The organism is Pseudomonas sp. GZJR-8 (assembly GCF_002916705.1).
Taxonomy (GTDB): domain Bacteria; phylum Pseudomonadota; class Gammaproteobacteria; order Pseudomonadales; family Pseudomonadaceae; genus Aquipseudomonas; species Aquipseudomonas synxantha_A.
The window spans coordinates 197,317-213,503 of the sequence record NZ_JXSI01000008.1; the positions used below are offsets into that span (position 1 = coordinate 197,317).

Below are 16,187 nucleotides of genomic sequence, written 5' to 3' on the forward strand. Positions count from 1 at the left end.
CTATAGTCAGTCATCCGAACACGGAGAACGCCATGAAATATCTGTGCCTGATCTACAGCGACGAACAGGTGTTGCACACCTCGGCCGACAGCCCGCACGACTCGGAGTGTTTTGCTTACGCCGAAGCGATCCAGGCCAGCGGACGAATGCTGGCCGCCGAGCCGCTGCAACCTGTGAATACCGCCACCACCGTGCGCATGCGCGATGGCAAGGTGTCGATCACCGACGGGCCGTTTGCCGAAACCAAGGAGCAGCTCGCCGGGTTCTACCTGATCGACGCCAGGGACCTTAACGAAGCGATACAGGTGGCGGGTGGCATTCCGGCGGCCCGAGTCGGCAGTGTGGAAGTGCGCCCGGTGCGCGAACTGAACCTGCCGCAATGACGCTCAGTGGTCAGGTCGAAGCCATTTACCGCAGCGAGTCACGGCGTGTGCTTGCCACGCTGATTCGCGTGCTGGGTGATTTCGACCTGGCCGAGGAGGCGCTGCATGAGGCGTTTTTTGTCGCCGTGCAGCGCTGGCCCGAGGACGGCATACCGGATAACCCACGGGCCTGGCTGGTATCGACCGGCCGCTTCAAAGCCATCGATCGCCTGCGCCGCCAGGCGCGGTTTACCCCGTTGCTGCAAGAGCAGGCCGACACGCTGCAGGCAGCTGACTGGAGCGATGACGACGTGGAAGATGACCGCCTGCGCCTGATCTTCACCTGCTGCCATCCGGCGCTGGCCCCTGATGCCCAGGCCGCGCTGACCCTGCGTGAGATCTGCGACCTCAGCACCGAGCAAATCGCCCACGCGTTCCTGGCCACACCTGCCACCATCGCCCAGCGCATCGTGCGCGCCAAGGGCAAGATCCGCGATGCGAAAATTCCTTACCAAGTGCCGTCCCGAGCCGAATTGCCCGAGCGATTGGATAGCGTGTTGCGCGTGATTTACCTGGTGTTCAACGAGGGCTACACGGCCTCCACTGGGGCGGACCTGACGTGCGAAGACTTGACCCTGGAGGCCATTCGCCTGTGCCGTTTGCTGATGCAATTGCTGCCGGAGCCGGAGGTGATGGGCTTGTTGGCGTTGATGCTGTTGCATGAGTCGCGAAGGCCCGCACGCACCTCGGCCAACGGCGAACTGGTGCTGCTGGATGCTCAGGACCGTGGGCTGTGGGATAGATCTCTGATAGCTGAAGGCTGCAACCTGGTGGAGCAGGCGCTGAGCACCCGGCGCTTCGGGCCGTATTGCTTGCAGGCGGCGATTGCGGCGGTGCACGCCGAGGCTGCCTGCGCCGGGGAAACCGATTGGCGACAGATTATCGGGCTCTACGATGTACTGCTCAGAGCGGTACCCTCGCCGGTGATCGAATTGAACCGGGCAGTTGCGGTGGCGATGGAGCAGGGGCCATTGGTGGGGTTGGCGCTGGTGGAGGGCATTTTGCAACGCGGTGACTTGCACGATTACCACTTGGCGCATTCAGCCCGCGGGGAGTTTTGCCGGCAGTTGGGACGGGTTGAAGAGGCCCGTGCAGCTTACGAAAAAGCCCTGTCGCTGACCCAGCAAACCCCGGAAAAACGCTTCATCATGTGCCGCCTCGCCGAACTCAATTCCCCCAGACAATGACTATCCAAATGTGGGAGGGGCTCAGTCGAGCATCTTGCCCAGCAACCAACTCCCAGCAGGCCCCGGTGGGTGTTGGCGTGACCACAACGCATCCACCGCCACCGAGCGCGGCCAACTGCGAACCTTGAGTTCGACCAACTGATTGCCGCCAAAACGTTCCACCAGCCAGCGTGGAATCGGTGCCCAGCCAAAACCCAGTTGCGCCATCTCCATCAACATCAGGTAACTCGGTGCCGACCACACACGCTGAGTGCTGCGGTTTTCATTGGGGTTGATGATGCTTGCCAAGCGCAGTTCCCGGTGTTGCTGCAAGACGTGCGCAAGCACCCTGTCCAGGCCAGCCAATGGGTGTTCAGGCGAAACGAACAGCGCGATTTCCGTGCGTTCTTCCACGCAGGAGAAGGTCAGATCCGGCGGGTAAATCTCTTGTTTCTCGATAAACGCAATCTGTGCCCGGCCGCTTTGTACCAGCGCGATCAGGTCTTCGCATTCGGCGATCAGGCATTCCAGCTCAAGGTCCGGATAGCGTTGCTCGAAGGCTGTGAGGGCGATTTCGAATCGATCCGATTGGTAAGTATCGGACATGGCGATACTCAACTTCGGCTCCAACCCCTGGGATAACTGACTGGCGGCCAACTCCAGGCGACTGCTGGCCTCCAGCACCTGTTCGGCCCGTTGCAGCAGTACCTGCCCCGCCGCAGTCAAGGTGGGTTTGCGGCTGCTGCGATCAAACAGCACAACGTTCAGGTCAATCTCAAGGCTGGCCACCGCCGCGCTGACAGTCGACTGGCTTTTGCCCAGCTTGCGCGCAGCGGCGGAAAACGAGCCTTGGGTAGCGGCCTGGACAAACGCCTGGAGCACTTCGTGGGAGGCCATACTATCGCCTTGCTCGATGGTTACTGGTTATGAAGTATCGAGACAAAGCCTGATCATGGCAACCATCGTCATTCACGGAGCCGGGTCATGAACCCTACCAAGTCGATTACTGAACGTGTTTTCCAAGCCCTGGGTTTTGAAGGCTTGGCCTTGTTGATCTGTACGCCGCTGTTGGTATGGATCACTGGCAGGCCGGCACTGGAGATGGGCGCAGTGACCCTGGGCATCAGCCTGCTGGCCCTGAGCTGGAACGTGGTTTTCAACAGCCTGTTCGACCGCCTCAAAACACACCTGCAACTGGCCAACAGTGGCTGGACCCGGGTGCTGCACGCGCTGTTGTTCGAGGGCGGCCTGATCCTGCTGGCAGTGCCGTTGATTGCGACCTTGATGAAGATCAGCCTGTTGGAGGCGTTCATCCTCGACATTGGTGTGCTGCTGTTCTTCCTGCCGTACACCTATGTGTACCACTGGGGTTATGACGTGTTGCGCGAGAAAATCGTCGGTAAAACCCCAGTAGCCCTGTAGGTGGGCGCCTACAGGAACATCCCGCCCGACGCCTCGATCCGCTGGCCGGTGATCCAATGGCTGCCATCGGCCAGCAATGTCGAAATCGCCCCGCCAATGTCGTCCGGCAAACCGGCGCGGCCCAAGGCCGTGTTATTGGCGACCATGGCATTCACATCGCTGTTGTCGCGCACCGCGCCGCCGCCGAAGTCGGTGGCAATCGCGCCCGGTGCCAGGGTGTTCACGGTAATACCGCGTGGGCCCAGCTCTTTGGCCTGGTAGCGCGACAGCACTTCGACCGCTCCCTTCATCGACGCATAGGCTGCATACCCCGGCAGGCTGAACCGCGCCAGGCCGCTGGATATGTTAATGATGCGTCCGCCATCGCTGATCAACGGCAGCAGTTTTTGCGTGAGAAAAAACGGCGCCTTGACGTGGATCGCCACCAACTGGTCGAACTGGGCTTCGGTGGTCTCGGCGAAGCTGGCGTGGGCAGCGATGCCTGCGTTATTGATCAGAAAATTGAAATGATCCTGAGCGAAAACATCCTTGAGCAACGCGCCGACCTGGCCGACGAACCCATCGAAGCTTGCGCTCTGGCTGACGTCCAGTTGCAGCATGGCGGCGCGGCCACCCAATGCCTCCACTTGGGCAACTACGGCTTGGGCCTCGCCTGCGGCGCTGTGGTAGGTGCCGATAATGTCTACGCCTTGCGCAGCCAGGTGCAGCGCAGCGCTTTTGCCCAGGCCACGGCTGGCGCCGGTGATGAGTGCGATTTTACGGGTCATGGTGCAGTCCTCAGTGATAGTTAGTGGAACTGAGTGTATTTGTCCGGTCATTACGTGATAAACAGGCTGATATCGGAATCACTGGCCGGATAAGGCGAACAATCTAATGAACAAGCTTGAGCTGCTGCGCACCTTCGTACGCGTCACTGAGTTATCGAGCTTTACCCAGGCCGGCCAAAGCCTGGGTTTGCCACGCTCTACGGTATCCGAGCATGTGCAGGCGTTGGAGGAGTTGCTCGGCGCACGGCTGTTGCAACGCACCACGCGCAAGGTGCAGGCGACCCAAGACGGGCGTGTGTTGTATGAGCGCAGCAAGGATCTGCTGGCGCATATGGAAGAACTGGAAGGGTTGTTTCGCCAGGATGAAACCCAACTGGCCGGGCGCATACGGGTGGATATGCCCAATGTCATGGCGCGGGGTTTGATCGTGCCGAACTTGCCCACGTTCATGACTCGCCACCCCCTGATCGACATCGAGATCAGCGGCTCGGACCGCCAGGTGGACCTGATCGCGGAAGGTTTCGATTGTGTCGTGCGCGTCGGTGCCCAGCCCGACCAAACAGTGGTGGCGCGACGGGTGTGCAGCATGCCGATGGTCAACTGCGTGAGCCCGGCGTATCTGCACCGTTACGGCATGCCTGCGACATTGGCTGACCTGGCGAATCACCAATTGGTACATTACGTGCGGCCCCTGGGCGCACGCTCGGCAGGGTTCGAATACCTGGTGGGCAACAAGGTGCAACATTTGCCGATGGCAGGAAGGGTGACCGTCAACAGCACCGATGCGTATCAGTCGGCGTGCCTGGCGGGTTTTGGCATTACCCAAGTGCCCCAACTCGGGATCCGCGATTTATTGGCCAGTGGCGAGTTGGTAGCGGTGCTGCCGGATTACCAGGCACCGCCTCTGGACGTGTATTTACTGTACGCCGGCCAGCGGCATTTACCGCTGCGGGTGCGGGTGTTCATGGACTGGTTGATCGCCACCCTGCAAGCCCATCTTTAACGGCGCGCCGACAACTGCTGCGGCGCCAGGAACGCATCGTGGAAGTAATCGCGGAAGGCTTGCATCGCCGGGGTAAACGCGCGCTCGCGGTGCCAGGCCAGGCCGACGCTCATGGGCGTGACCGGGTCGGTGACGGTCAGGGTTTCGATGCGCTTGCCTTCCAGCGACCAGGGCCGGTGCACCAGATCCGACAGAATCGCCACGCCGCTACCGTTGGCAACCATGCTGCGCACCGCCTCCACCGAGCTGGTGCGCAGCCGCACCTTGGGGGTTTGCCCGGCCTGCTCCCAGTAGCGCATGGCACTGTGTTCGGCTTCATCGACGGTGAGCAGGATGTAGGGCTCTTGCGCCACGTCCGCCAGGCTGACGGCACCGCGTTCACACAATGGATGATGGCTGGGCAGCCACAGGCGGCGTTCGGAGTTGAACAGGATTTCAGAGACGATATCCGCGTGGGTGAGGTTGGCGGTGAGCACCACGGCCATGTCGAACTGGCCGTTGAGCAGGCCCTGTTCGATGGCCTGGCGTTCCTGCTCGAACACCTCGATGGTCACGTCCGGATGCCAATGCTCCATGCGCTGCAAATGGTGCGGCAGGAAATAACCCAGCACTGTGTAGCTCGCCGCCACCCGCAACACGCCGCTGGCGCGGTAATCCGGCAGCGGGCTGTTCAGGGCGTCTTCCACGCTGCGCACAATCACATAGGCGCGGTTGAGAAAATGCCGACCGGCTTCGGTGAGGTTCATGCCCTGGGCCGAGCGCACGAACAACTGCACGCCGAGCATGGCTTCCAGCTCCTTGATCGCCGTGGTCACCGCCGACTGGGAAATATTCAGGTGAATCGCTGCCTGGGAAATCTGGCCGATTTCAGCGGTGGCGACGAAGTAGCGAACCTGGCGCAAGGTAAGGGACATGGTCAGTATCTGATTTTCAGAAGATAGGCCATCTGATAATAGATCTTCCCAAGGGGTCAAGCCCGAGCCTACTTTCCTGGCATCACTTATGGCGGAGCAATCTTGATGCGGGCAGTGGATTTCAATTCGGACATGGGCGAAAGCTTCGGCCCCTGGACTATCGGCGACGGCGTCGACGCAGAGCTGATGGCTCACATCAGCTCGGCCAATATCGCCACCGGCTTTCACGCCGGCGACCCCGGCACCATGCGCCGCACTGTCGAGCGCGCCAAGCAATTGGGCGTGGCTATCGGCGCTCATCCGGGTTTTCGCGACCTGGTGGGCTTCGGTCGTCGGCATATCCATGCACCGGCCCAAGAGCTGGTGGACGATATGCTCTACCAGCTTGGCGCGCTGCGTGAAATGGCCCGCGCCCAAGGCCTGACCTTGCAACATATCAAGCCCCACGGCGCGCTCTACATGCACCTGGCCCGCGATGAAGAGGCTGCGCGGCTATTGGTGCAAAACCTGCAAATCATCGAGCCGACGCTGTTGCTGTACTGCATGCCCAATTCGGTGATCTGGCGCATTGCCAAGGAACTGGGACAGCCGGTCGTGCGCGAGTTCTATGCCGACCGTGAGTACGATCTGAGCGGCTCCATCGTGTTCACCCGCAATGTGCGTGCACTGGACGCTGCCACCGTTGCAGCCCGTGTCCTGCGCGCTTGTCAGAGCGGGCTGGTACGTACCGTGGAAGGCGAAGACCTGGTGATTGAATTCGATTCCATCTGCCTGCACAGCGATACCCCTGGCGCCCTGGACTTGGTGCAAGCCACCCGCGAAGCGTTGGACCAGGCCGGTATTGAAGTCCGGCCCCCCCAATAAGAGCTGTACCTCACTTTTTTGCCTGCCTTTCTACAATGATTCCAAGAGGAACAGACATGGCTGAAACGTCCCCCATCCGCTACAGCTTCGGCGGTGATGAACACCTGTTTGCCGAGGTCAGCGACAGCATGTCCCTGGAGGCTTTTTTCAAGGGCATGGCGGTGACCCGCGCCGTGGAACGCCTGGCGCTGGAAGGCGTGCTGGATGTGTGCCTGGCCAATGCATCCTTCCAGATTCGCTTCGACCCCGACCGCATCGCGCCCCACGTGCTGCTCGACGCGGTGCAAAGCGCCGAAGCCCAGGCGGTGGCCGAGCGCACGCTGCACACGCGCATCATCGAGATCCCGGTGCTCTATAACGACCCTTGGACCCACGAAACCCTGATGCGTTTTCGTGACCGCCACCAAGACCCCAGCGGCACTGACCTGGAATACGCCGCCCGTATCAACGGCCTGGCCGACGTGGACGCGTTTATCGCCGCTCACAGTGGCGCACCCTGGTTTGTGTCGATGGTCGGCTTTGTCGCGGGGCTGCCGTTCATGTTCCAGATGGTCGAGCGCGAACGGCAATTGCAGGTGCCCAAGTACCTGCGGCCGCGCACCGACACGCCGAAACTGACCCTGGGCCATGGCGGCTGTTTTGGTTGTATCTATTCGGTTCGCGGTGCCGGCGGTTACCAGATGTTCGGCGTGACCCCGGCACCGATCTACGACCCGCAGCAGCAGTTGGCCTACCTCAAGGAGCACATGGTGTTCTTCCGTCCTGGCGACATCGTGCAGTTCAAGCCGATGGACCGGGAGGCTTACGACCTGGCCGTCGCCGAAGTGGAAGCCGGGCGTTTCGATTTGCGCATACGCCCGGTCGAATTTTCCCTCGATGCCTTTCTCGCCGATCCCATTGGCTATCCGCAAACCCTGCAGGAGGCGCTGGCATGATCAAGGTGCTCAAACCCGGCCTCGCCACCTCCGTGCAGGACCTGGGGCGCGAAGGTTATTACCACCTGGGCATTCCGCCATCGGGGGCGCTGGACCAATACGCGCTGAGTGCAGCCAACCATCTGGTCGGCAATCCGGTGGGCGCGGCTGGCCTGGAATGCACGCTGATCGGGCCTGAGCTGGAGTTCCAGCACGACGCGCTGATAGCGTTGAGCGGCGCCTTGATGTCGCCGCGCCTGGACGGCGAAGTGGTGCATCAGGACACCGCCTTCGCCGTGCGCGCCGGGCAGGTGCTGCGCTTTGAGTTTCCCGTGGCCGGCGCGCGGACTTACCTCGCCGTTGCCGGGGGCATCGACGTGCCGTTGGTGCTTGGCAGCCGCTCCACCTACACCCTTGGTGCTCTCGGTGGGTTTCACGGGAGGCGCTTGCAGGAGGGCGATCTGTTGCCTATCGGGACGGCCAGCGGTGCGGGGCGTGCGGGCAACAGCTTGCCGATGGCGTTGCGTCGTTCGGTGGGCGGTGATGTCACGTTGCGCGTAGTGCCGGGGCTGTACTACGAGCGCTTGACCGACGCGGCAAAAAGCAGCTTTTTTGCCGAGCCGTGGACGGTGGGCTCCGAGGCCGATCGCATCGGCTATCGCTTCAAGGGCGGCAGCGCATTGAGCTTCCAGCCGCGGGAACAGCCGTTTGGCGCGGGCTCCGACCCCTCCAACATCGTCGACAGTTGCTACCCGATTGGTTCGATTCAGGTACCGGCGGGGTTGGAACCGATTGTGCTGCATCGCGATGCGGTGTCGGGCGGTGGCTACGCGATGATCGGCACGGTGATCAGCGCCGACCTGGACTTGATCGGGCAGATGCAGCCCAATCAGCGAGCGGGGTTCGTGGCGGTGACATTGGAGCAAGCGCTGGAGGCGCGGCGGGTCTACAAAAAGCGCCTGAAGGCCATGGCCGGACTCTTCACACCCTGAAGAAACATAAAACCAAATGTGGGAGGGGGCTTGCTCCCACATTTTGATTTTCTGTGTGTCAGAACAATTGGGTAAAAAGCCAGTAGAGGCTACCCGACAGTAAAATCGCCGCCGGCAAGGTCAACACCCACGCCATCAACAAATTGCGGATGGTCCTCATCTGCAACCCCCCGCCATTGGCGACCATGGTCCCGGCTACACCCGAGGACAATACATGGGTGGTCGACACCGGCAGCCCGAACATATCCGCCGCGCCGATGGTCAGCATCGCCACCGTTTCGGCCGAAGCGCCTTGAGCGTAAGTCAGGTGAGTCTTGCCGATTTTTTCGCCCACCGTCACCACGATGCGCTTCCAGCCGACCATGGTGCCCAGGCCAAGGGCAATGGCCACGGCGATCTTCACCCACAGCGGTATAAAGCGCGTGGCGTTGTCGATCTGTTGCTTGAACAGTTGCAGCTTGCCCTGGGTGTCGGCGTCGAAGTTGCCGACCTTGCCTTTGTCCATCAGGCGGATGGTTTCGCTGGTCAGGTACATGTCGTTACGCACGTTGCCGACGGCTTCGGCCGGTACGGCGGCGAGGGAACCATAGCTTTTCACTTCTTCGCCGATATGGCCGGTGATGGCGGCGAGTGCGGGCACCAGTTCCGGCGTGGCCTCTTTGGTGCGAACGTAGGTCGACAAGGTGGCACGTGAATCGCCCGGTGCCGGCTGCGGCGCTGCTTTGACCAAGGCAGCCTGGGTCACTTCAGCGACGGCGGCAAATTGCAGCGACTGATCGGCAGGCATGGTGCGGTTCAGCGCGTAGGCCATCGGCAAGGTGCCCACCAGGATCAGCATGATCAGGCCCATGCCCTTTTGCCCATCGTTGGAACCGTGGGCGAACGACACGCCGGTGCAAGTAACAATCAGCATCCCGCGAATCCACCAGGGCGGCGGCGTGTCGCCTTTGGGTGCCTTGTACAGCGCGCGGTTTTTGACAAAGACGCGCAGGGCCAGCAACAGCAAGGCGGCAAACGCAAAGCCAATCAGCGGCGACAGCAACAAGGCATAACCAATCTTGATCGCCTGGCTCCAATCCACACCGCTGGTGCCGTCACGTCCGTGCATCAGGGCATTGGCTACGCCTACGCCAATGATCGAGCCGATCAGGGTATGAGACGACGAGGCTGGCAAGCCCAGCCACCAGGTGCCCAGGTTCCACAGGATCGCGGCGATCAGCAAGGCGAAGATCATGGAGAACCCGGCCGATGAACCGACCTGCAAAATCAGCTCCACCGGTAGCAGGGCAATGATGCCGAACGCCACCGCGCCACTGGAAAGCAACACGCCGAGGAAATTGAAAAAGCCCGACCACACCACCGCAAAATGCGGTGGCAGCGAGTTGGTGTAGATCACCGTCGCCACTGCGTTGGCGGTGTCATGGAAGCCGTTGACAAACTCAAACCCCAGAGCGATCAACAACGCCACGCCGAGCAATAGGAATGGCGTCCAGGTGGTGAGCTGGGCGCCCATTTCGTGCATGTCGTGCATCAGGCTGTAGGCGGTGAACAGCAGGCCCATCGCAAGTACGGCGAAGAACATGATCACCGTCAACAAGCCTGGTTTTGTGTCCAGCCGGGGTTGGGAGGAGGGTGAAGCGTGGGGGGAGGCAGTCAGGGAAGGGGTGGCCATGCCGGAGCATCCAGTGTGAGGAGGATGGCCTTAATGATCATTGCAGAATGTTACAAGGGTGCTGCGACAGATCAGTGTTTGGCGCAATCTCGTGTGCCGCCGGTCTACAAATCAGTGCGGTTTAAATGTGGGAGGGGGCTTGCTCCCGATAGCGGTGCATCAGTCAGAGAGTTTTTAGCTGACCCACCGCTATCGGGAGCAAGCCCCCTCCCACAGTTTGATTGCATTTCAATGTTAGTAGTCCTTGCGCTTTCGGAACGCCCACCGCCCAGCAATCAAGGTAAAAGTCGCGACCAGCGCCACCAATATCCAGAAACCTTCCGGGTCTTGGGACAGCGGCACCCCACCCACATTCATGCCAAAAAAGCCGGCGATGATATTGATCGGCAGCGCCAGCACCGTTACCACCGTCAGGGTGAACAACGTGCGGTTACTTTGTTCATTGAGGTTGGCGGCGATTTCCTCCTGCAACAGCTTGATGCGTTCGCCCAGGGCCGTCAGGTCGTTGATGATCAGCGCAAACTCCTCGGTGGATTTGCGCAACTCCTTCACGTCTTCCTTTTGTAGCCATTGCGGCGGACGGTTGAGCAGGCGCAGCAGCGAGCCCGGTTCCAGCGCCAGCAGGCGTTGCAGGCGCACCAATACACGGCGTGCAGCGCCCAGTTCGGCGCGATTGGTGGATAGGCGCGAAGACAGCAACTGATCTTCGATATGGTCGACGCTGATACTGGTCTTGCGCACGATCTGGGTCAGCACTTCGCCCTGGTCGCGCAGCAAATGCACCAGCAGTTCCAGGGGCGAGCGAAAGTGTTCACCGGCTTTTACCGACGAGCGCAATTTATCCACCGAATGCAGTGGTTGCAGGCGCGCACTGATCAGCAAGCGGCTGCGCGCGCATACCCACAGTGTGGAAATATCCGACGACACCATGCTGCTGAAGTTGAACACCACATCGTTGACCACCGCCAACAAGGCCGAGTCCACATGTTCGATGCGTGTGGAGCGCGAGCCTTCATGCAGCGCTTCAAAAAATTCCTCCGGCAGCGACAAATGCGCCTGCATCCAGCGCTCGCACGCGGCGTGGGCGAGGTTCAAGTGCAGCCACAGAAACTCTTCCGGATCTTGTGGCTGCTGCAAGGCGGCGAGGGCGGTGGCTGAGTCAATCTGCTGGCCTTTTTCGCCGGGGCGAAAGCGGAAACCGTAAAGCAGGCCAAACAGGTCGGGGTCCTGATGGGCGTGGTCGATGCTGTGATTCATAGCGGCTCGCAGAGAAAGGGCCTGTAGGACGTTTCACAGGTTCCTAGGCGAATCATTGCAAGGCGGTATGACGGTTATGTGACGGTTTGAGGCGCGCATAAAAAAACGCGCCACTCGAAGGTGGCGCGTTTTTTGGGGATGCAACTCAGGTGTCTTGCTTGTTTTCCAGTACAGCACCGGTCTTGGCGTCGAGCTTCACTTCAAAGCGCTTGCCGGTGGTATCGGTCAGGTCCACTTCGTAGACATACTGGTCGGCGACGCCGTGTTTGGTGTCCAGTTCGGTGTCAGTGATCGAAGCACCAGGGTGAGTTGCCACGGCTGCTGCGTTGAGCTTGTCGAAAGACATCACAGCGCCGGACTTGAGCAGGCCTTCAATGTGATCCGGACGAACATCCGCCTGGGCCAGACCGGCAGTCAGGGTCAGGGCGGTGGCAGCGAACAGGGCAGTCAAAGTTTTCATGGTGTGTCCTCTTGGGTGAACTGTTTAAGTGGCGCCAGATTAACCGGCGCAACTTAACTCATCCTTAATGGCTCACTGACACCAATGCCCTTAGTACTTATGGTCGTTGAGCAGGTCCTGAACACTGGACGACGGCCAGCGTTTGTAGAACTTCAGCAGCTCGGCGGCACGGTTGGTGAAGATGCCATCGACGCCGGCCTTCATGACTTTCTCGAAATCCACCGGCTCATCCACGGTGTACACATGCACCAACAGGCCCTTGTCGTGGGTCAGCTTGTTCATTTCAGGCTTCACCAGGTCGGTGTAGCTCTGGTCGCCGTGGTCGGTCAGTTCAGCCGACGGGCCGGTGCCGATGGCGCCAAGGCTTTTGGCCTGGTCGACCCATTTTTCGAATTCGGCGGCGTCTTTCGGTTCTTGCTTGGCGTAGTAGGCAGCCTTGGTTGTTTCACCGGACTCGGCGAAGGTGACTTTGGATTTGGGCTCGATACTGCCTTCACCCACCCACAACAGCAGGATCTTCGGTGTGTTGGGCATTTCTTTCTGCAACTCTTGCAGGCTTGCAACTTCAAAGGTTTGCAGCACCACGCGGCCACGGCCTTGGCCGACGCCGGTGTTGCTCTTGCCCAGCTTGGAGCCGGCGGAACTCAGCCAGCCCTTGTCCAGCAGCTTGTTTTTCAGGTCGGCTTCGATCCCCGGGAACTGCTTGGGCTCCTTGGTCTCGATGTACAGGCCGGGTTTGTGCGAGGGGTTGCCTTCGGCGATCTTGATGATGTCGTCCAGGCTCAGGATCTTCAGGCCAACGAAGCCTGGGCGCGCGCGGTCCGGGTAGGCGGCGTTGAACCAGCTGCCGGCGTCGAGGGTTTGCAGTTCTTTCCAGGTGAACTCGTTGGCAGGCGCGTCTTTGCGCTCGGGGAACTTGGTGGCCACGTCGGTGGTGCGCTGCAGGTTGTTGTCGTGCAGGGCGAACAGCACGCCGTCCTTGCTGCGTTGCAGGTCCAGTTCCAGGTAGTCGGCCCCCAGGTCGCGTGCAACCTTGTAGGCGGCGGCGGTGGATTCAGGTGCGTCGTAGGAAGCACCACGGTGAGCGATCACGGCAGGGTAGGGTATGCCTTCGTTTGTTGCCAATTCAGCCGGGCTGACCGGGTCGGCAGCCTGTGCCTGGCCAAGGCCGAGCATCAACGCCAGCAGCAAGGCGCTCTTGGTAAACGTGACAGGCATATGCGAAGTCCTTTCGTGGAGGTAACTTTGAGAAGGTGTCCTTTTTAACAATTGATTGCGAAAGGCGCTATCACCAAACCGACATTAACGTGCGCGCGAGCCAATTTTGTCGGTTTTTTTGTGCTGCATTGCAGTATTCTTGGCCATAGCTGCCCCGTCAGAGGGCAGTATTTTTTGCCACGCGTGTAAACCATCTTTCCAGTCCCTATGGGACTTTTCAGTGAGGTTTACCATGCGCATCACTTCAGAACTTATCTGCCAGGCCGCCGACCAACTCCAGGGTTTTGTCGGCCTCAATCGCAAGACCGGCCAGTACATCGTGCGTTTCAGCGAAGATGCCTTCGGCATGGACGTGGCCGATGACGGCATCATTCCCACCGCCGAATTCGTCTGGCTACCGGCCGCCGACCACACCATGACCCTGTGCCGCGAACGCATACAGTTGCTGCTGGACCAGAACATCGATGACCGCATCAACATCACCGAACCGTTGCGGGTGTATATGCGCCGGGTGGAGATCCCGCAGATCAGTGCGTTGCGCAGTTTGGTGAGCTAGCCCGCAGCTTTTTCTGGTCGGTGAGGGTCAAATGAGGGGTAGTGTTTCAACGAGGGTAGGTGTACGCCCGCTCTACCTTGCATACCCGCGTGTGAAACGCTGTGTACCAAGTGGCCCGCCCTCGCTCACGCGCCTGCCGATGCTCGGCCTGCTGTTTCCAGGCCAGGATCGCCGCTTCGCTGGTCCAGTAGGACACTGTGATCCCCAACCCATCTTCTCGCGCCGACTCCACCCCGAGAAACCCAGGTTGTTCCGCCGCCAGTGCCAGCATCCGCGAGGCGGCCTCGCCATAACCCTGGTCGCCATCGGTACGCAGTGAGCTGAAAATCACCGCGTAATAAGGCGGGGCCGGTGTCTTGGCGATCATACCAATGCCCCTCGACACGCTTTGAGCAGGGCCAGTGCCAAGGGCGGGGTGATGCCGTTCAGCGCAGCGCGTTCAGGCTGGAACAGGGTGGCGACGAAGAACGGATGGTCGAGCAACTCCACGGCGCGCAGATCGCCCGCTGAATCGTGGCCGGTGGGAATCAGGTTGCCTTCAAGCAGTGCGCCAGCAAACGTGGGGTTGATGCCGTAGCGGCATCGATAGCCTTCGTGGATATCCACGCTGGCGTAGGCTTGGGCAATACGGGTGTAAGTGGCCAGGCGCACGGTGTCGTTCACTTCTACCAGGGAGCAGCTCAGGGGCGTGATGACGGCGCGTTCAGCGTCTGGAGCCAACTCGCCATGCTCTGCATCGGCCCAACCCAGTACGTTGCGGGCATATTCCAATACAGCATGTTGAAAACCACCGCATGTGCCGAGGAAAGGGCGTCTTTGCTCGCGAGCAAAACGGATTGCCCGCAGTGCGCCCTCGGTGTCGCGATAGGGGCTGGCGGGGACGCACCAGAATCCGTCAAAACCGTGCAGGGCAGAGGTGCTGGTGAGTGTGTCGGTGTCGAGCCATTGCACCTGGACGCTCAGACCCAGGGCGGCGGCGGCCTGCTGTAGCGCCAGCGGGATAGCCTGGTGGGCGATCACATCAGGGTTGTAGTCGCCGATCAGGGCGAGGTGCAGGGCGGGGGCTGTCATCGTGTATGTCCCATGGCTTGTGGTGTGCTGATACCCACTATAAATTGGCGTTCGCGCAATCAATATTGGCATTTACGCACATGCTCAATGCAGCCACGCACTATCAACTTGACTACCCCGACCTGTCATTGATCCTTGCCCTGGTGCGTGGCGGCACCCTGGCACGGGCGGCAGCGTTGCTGCGGGTGGACGTGTCTACGGTGTTCCGTGCGGTGCGGCGGTTGGAGTCGGCCCTGGGCCAGACCTTATTTGAAAAAAGCCGCGCCGGATACTTGCCCACCAGCCTGGCGAGCAACCTGGCGCAACAGGCCGAACGCGCAGAACTCGCATTGGAGGCTGCGCGCATTGGTGTGGAGCAGGGTGGAGAAGTGATCAGCGGCACCGTGCGCCTGACCTGCTCCGACTCGGTGTTGCAAGGGTTGCTGCTGCCGGCCCTGGCGCAGTTCATGCCGGCCTATCCAGCACTGGTGCTGGAACTGAGCACGTCCAATGACTTCGCCAACCTCAGCCGTCGTGATGCGGATATTGCCCTGCGCCTGACCAGCAAACCGCCGGAGCATCTGGTCGGACGTTGCCTGGGAACTGTTGCGTACCAAGTGTACGCCAGTGCCGACTATGCTCATCGGCATGCAGGCCAGGCGCTGGCCGACCTGGCCTGGATCGCTCCGGACGACTTTTTGCCCGACCACCCCACGGTAGCCTGGCGCCGTGAACATTTGCCAGGTGTGCGTCCCAGTTATTGCTGCAACAGCATGCAGTCGGTGACTGAACTGGTGCGCGCCGGGTTGGGTGTGGCGGCGTTGCCGGATTTTCTAATGGGCGAAGGCTTGCAAGCACTGAGCCCTGCATTGGTAGGGCACGACACCGCGCTGTGGCTGTTGACACGGCCTGATTGCCGAGCATTGCGCTCGGTGGTCACGCTGTTTGATGAACTGGGGCGGCATGTGCGCGGGCGGCGAAGTTAGGCTTTACGCACAAACTGCGCATGCATTTCGCACGTCAGGGTCTCGATGCGCTCGGTCAGTTGCTTGGTCATTTCCGTCAGCCGGGTATTCTGCTCCAGCAGTTCCATCAATTGCTTGGTGGTCTGGGCCGCCTGGGCCTGGCGTTCGGTGTTGGCGGTGGCGAGGGCTTCGCGGTGCTGTGCGTCGGCGTCGGACTGAGCTTTATCCCGCGCCGCCTGGCGCGTCTGGGCCAGCAGGATCAGCGGCGCGGCATAAGCCGATTGCAGGCTGAAGGCCAGGTTGAGCAGGATGAACGGGTAGACGTCGAAGTGGGTGACGCCGGTCACATTCAACACCACCCACAAAACGACGATCGCGGTTTGTGCGCCCAGGAAGGTCGGGGTACCAAAAAAGCGTGCGAAGGCCTCGGCTTTGAGGGCAAAGGTGTCGTTGCCAAAGGTCGGCGCCAGGTGCGCGTGACCGCGGTGGAAACGCAAGTGGTCAGTGGGGGCGGATTCGGGTTTGTCTGGGGTCATGGCGGGCTC

The 16,187-nt window shown here is 60.7% G+C and carries 19 protein-coding genes; 9 read left to right on the forward strand and 10 right to left on the reverse strand.

Annotation, left to right across the window (positions count from 1 at the left end):
• Nucleotides 1–32: 32 nt before the first annotated feature.
• Together TK42_RS17510 and TK42_RS17515 are read left to right on the forward strand one after the other, a co-directional pair.
• Nucleotides 33–383 (forward strand): YciI family protein, encoded by a 351-nt coding sequence (locus TK42_RS17510; RefSeq protein WP_032879793.1) that lies wholly within the window; start codon nt 33–35, stop codon nt 381–383.
• Entirely contained in the window at nt 380–1,609 is a 1,230-nt protein-coding gene (locus TK42_RS17515; protein WP_103734761.1) for an RNA polymerase sigma factor, read from the forward strand. The genes TK42_RS17510 and TK42_RS17515 overlap by 4 nt, the downstream gene beginning before the upstream one ends.
• 21 nt (nt 1,610–1,630) lie before the next feature.
• Here TK42_RS17515 and TK42_RS17520 read toward each other — a convergent pair whose 3' ends face one another.
• The gene (locus tag TK42_RS17520) at nt 1,631–2,485 is read right to left on the reverse strand and encodes a LysR family transcriptional regulator (RefSeq protein ID WP_103734762.1); all 855 of its coding nucleotides are present in this window, start codon (nt 2,483–2,485) and stop codon (nt 1,631–1,633) included.
• Nucleotides 2,486–2,572: 87 nt separating this feature from the next.
• On the opposite strand from TK42_RS17520, the gene TK42_RS17525 reads away from it, so the two are divergent.
• Nucleotides 2,573–3,010 (forward strand): multidrug/biocide efflux PACE transporter, encoded by a 438-nt coding sequence (locus tag TK42_RS17525; RefSeq protein WP_005790692.1) that lies wholly within the window; start codon nt 2,573–2,575, stop codon nt 3,008–3,010.
• An 8-nt stretch (nt 3,011–3,018) separates the two neighbouring features.
• On the opposite strand, the gene TK42_RS17530 is transcribed toward TK42_RS17525, so the two are convergent.
• A complete protein-coding gene (locus TK42_RS17530) occupies nt 3,019–3,777 on the reverse strand; it encodes an SDR family NAD(P)-dependent oxidoreductase (RefSeq protein ID WP_005790690.1) in 759 nt (252 codons plus the stop codon).
• A 106-nt stretch (nt 3,778–3,883) separates the two neighbouring features.
• On the opposite strand from TK42_RS17530, the gene TK42_RS17535 reads away from it, so the two are divergent.
• Entirely contained in the window at nt 3,884–4,780 is an 897-nt protein-coding gene (locus TK42_RS17535; protein ID WP_103734763.1) for a LysR family transcriptional regulator, read from the forward strand.
• On the opposite strand, the gene TK42_RS17540 is transcribed toward TK42_RS17535, so the two are convergent.
• The gene (locus TK42_RS17540; RefSeq protein ID WP_103734764.1) at nt 4,777–5,694 is read right to left on the reverse strand and encodes a LysR family transcriptional regulator; all 918 of its coding nucleotides are present in this window, start codon (nt 5,692–5,694) and stop codon (nt 4,777–4,779) included. The two genes, TK42_RS17535 and TK42_RS17540, sit on opposite strands and share 4 nt — an antisense overlap.
• Nucleotides 5,695–5,799: 105 nt before the next feature.
• Between TK42_RS17540 and TK42_RS17545 the strand changes: the two genes are divergently transcribed.
• The 3 genes from TK42_RS17545 to TK42_RS17555 are packed head-to-tail and all read left to right on the forward strand — an operon-like array spanning nt 5,800 to nt 8,464.
• On the forward strand, nt 5,800–6,558 hold the full coding sequence (locus TK42_RS17545; protein WP_032879797.1) for a 5-oxoprolinase subunit PxpA: 759 nt from the start codon (nt 5,800–5,802) through the stop codon (nt 6,556–6,558).
• A 56-nt stretch (nt 6,559–6,614) separates the two neighbouring features.
• Nucleotides 6,615–7,493 carry an allophanate hydrolase subunit 1 gene (locus tag TK42_RS17550; RefSeq protein WP_103734765.1) on the forward strand — a complete coding sequence of 293 codons (879 nt, stop codon included), beginning with the start codon at nt 6,615–6,617 and terminating at the stop codon, nt 7,491–7,493.
• Nucleotides 7,490–8,464: a biotin-dependent carboxyltransferase family protein gene (locus tag TK42_RS17555; RefSeq protein WP_103734766.1), complete on the forward strand. Its 975-nt coding sequence runs from the start codon at nt 7,490–7,492 to the stop codon at nt 8,462–8,464. Before TK42_RS17550 ends, TK42_RS17555 begins: the two co-directional genes overlap by 4 nt.
• A gap of 58 nt (nt 8,465–8,522) precedes the next feature.
• On the opposite strand, the gene TK42_RS17560 is transcribed toward TK42_RS17555, so the two are convergent.
• The 4 genes from TK42_RS17560 to TK42_RS17575 all read right to left on the reverse strand — a co-directional run bounded on the left by TK42_RS17560 (nt 8,523) and on the right by TK42_RS17575 (nt 13,071).
• Entirely contained in the window at nt 8,523–10,136 is a 1,614-nt protein-coding gene (locus TK42_RS17560; protein WP_103734767.1) for an inorganic phosphate transporter, read from the reverse strand.
• Nucleotides 10,137–10,370: 234 nt separating this feature from the next.
• Complete coding sequence (locus TK42_RS17565) at nt 10,371–11,393, reverse strand: transporter (RefSeq protein WP_032879801.1); 1,023 nt, start codon at nt 11,391–11,393, stop codon at nt 10,371–10,373.
• Between the two features lie 145 nt (nt 11,394–11,538).
• A complete protein-coding gene (locus tag TK42_RS17570; protein WP_032879802.1) occupies nt 11,539–11,853 on the reverse strand; it encodes a PepSY domain-containing protein in 315 nt (104 codons plus the stop codon).
• 90 nt (nt 11,854–11,943) lie between these two features.
• Entirely contained in the window at nt 11,944–13,071 is a 1,128-nt protein-coding gene (locus tag TK42_RS17575) for a glycerophosphodiester phosphodiesterase (RefSeq protein WP_032879803.1), read from the reverse strand.
• A 232-nt stretch (nt 13,072–13,303) separates the two neighbouring features.
• Here TK42_RS17575 and TK42_RS17580 point away from each other — a divergent pair, with 232 nt between their 5' ends.
• Nucleotides 13,304–13,627 (forward strand): DUF2025 family protein, encoded by a 324-nt coding sequence (locus TK42_RS17580; RefSeq protein ID WP_005790675.1) that lies wholly within the window; start codon nt 13,304–13,306, stop codon nt 13,625–13,627.
• 46 nt (nt 13,628–13,673) lie between these two features.
• Here the strand turns inward: TK42_RS17580 and TK42_RS17585 are convergent, their stop codons facing one another.
• Both TK42_RS17585 and TK42_RS17590 read right to left on the reverse strand, forming a co-directional pair.
• On the reverse strand, nt 13,674–13,994 hold the full coding sequence (locus TK42_RS17585) for an antibiotic biosynthesis monooxygenase (protein ID WP_032879804.1): 321 nt from the start codon (nt 13,992–13,994) through the stop codon (nt 13,674–13,676).
• Nucleotides 13,991–14,698, reverse strand: a complete 708-nt coding sequence (locus TK42_RS17590) for a CTP synthase (protein WP_103734768.1) — start codon at nt 14,696–14,698, stop codon at nt 13,991–13,993. Before TK42_RS17590 ends, TK42_RS17585 begins: the two co-directional genes overlap by 4 nt.
• Nucleotides 14,699–14,778: 80 nt before the next feature.
• On the opposite strand from TK42_RS17590, the gene TK42_RS17595 reads away from it, so the two are divergent.
• Nucleotides 14,779–15,663, forward strand: coding sequence for a LysR family transcriptional regulator (locus tag TK42_RS17595; protein ID WP_103734769.1), 885 nt, complete (start codon nt 14,779–14,781; stop codon nt 15,661–15,663).
• On the opposite strand, the gene TK42_RS17600 is transcribed toward TK42_RS17595, so the two are convergent.
• Nucleotides 15,660–16,178, reverse strand: coding sequence for a DUF1003 domain-containing protein (locus tag TK42_RS17600; RefSeq protein ID WP_032879806.1), 519 nt, complete (start codon nt 16,176–16,178; stop codon nt 15,660–15,662). The two genes, TK42_RS17595 and TK42_RS17600, sit on opposite strands and share 4 nt — an antisense overlap.
• Nucleotides 16,179–16,187 lie beyond the last annotated feature (9 nt).